Here is an 885-nt window from a genome sequence, read left to right as displayed (position 1 = left end):
CGGCTTCAATCTCTTTCACCACACGTGCTTGAGCATTAGTTGGGGAGAAAGGCAGTTGCGCCAACAGCTGTTTTTTCAGTTTGTCACATGGTGCGAGCGGTAAGGCGATATCTTGCTGGCCTTTGCTGCGAACCGCCAACATCGATAAGTTCTGAGCGAGCAACTCTTCCATGATCAAACGGATTTGAGCGGGGTGCTTACCTTCATCAAATTCATCTAAATTAATGGTTGGCGGCGGGCGATGAATGGTGTGCAACGCCTGCGACATATTAATCTGATGGTTATACAAGCCAGAAGGCAGCAATTCTTGCACTGCCGCTTTATCGAGTAGCGCCAATGCTTGCTCAGTAAGGTTACGTAAGGTGATTTGACGCAGGCCATCTGTGGTTGGATAAACCGGGGTTAAGCTTTGTTCCACATCTGGCTTTTGTTCACTGGCGTAAAATTTGTAGTCAGGGTGCACAATTTCCAGCCCCATACCACCACGCTTAATTTCTCCGTAAGCGTGTACTAACTTACCCTGTGAAAAATTGTTCTTCATCGCTGCAGTAAAGTTGAAAAAACGCAGCGTGATGGTGCCATTGCCATCACTGATTTTGACTGTCAGCATTTTGCGTTTACCAAAAATGGTATCGACGGTCATGACTTTGCCTTGTACCGCAGCCCAAAGGCCTGCGTGCAGTTTGGCAATAGGATAAATGCGGGTGCGATCTTCGTAGCGTAGAGGCAGGTGGAACAACAAATCTTGAACGCTATGCAAGCCGACTTTAGCGAGTTTTTCTGCGACTTTGGCGCCAACTCCTGATAGAGAAGTTAAAGGAACAGCAGATAGCATTTGGGCAGACATAGAAAGCTCAAGAAAATGGTTAACATAGCAGTATGTTA

The 885-nt window shown here is 46.8% G+C and carries 1 protein-coding gene; it reads right to left on the bottom strand.

Going from position 1 to position 885, the window contains the following annotated elements:
* Positions 1-847, bottom strand: an 847-nt coding sequence (locus R7Q48_RS25690; RefSeq protein ID WP_318132986.1) for an OB-fold nucleic acid binding domain-containing protein, incomplete at its 3' end; no start/stop codon positions are given.
* Between the last annotated feature and the right edge of the window lie 38 nt (positions 848-885).

It is taken from the genome of Vibrio sp. 378 (assembly GCF_033339435.1).
The sequence above is the reverse complement of the archived record's forward strand: the minus strand, read 5'-3'. Positions and strand labels throughout refer to the sequence as shown.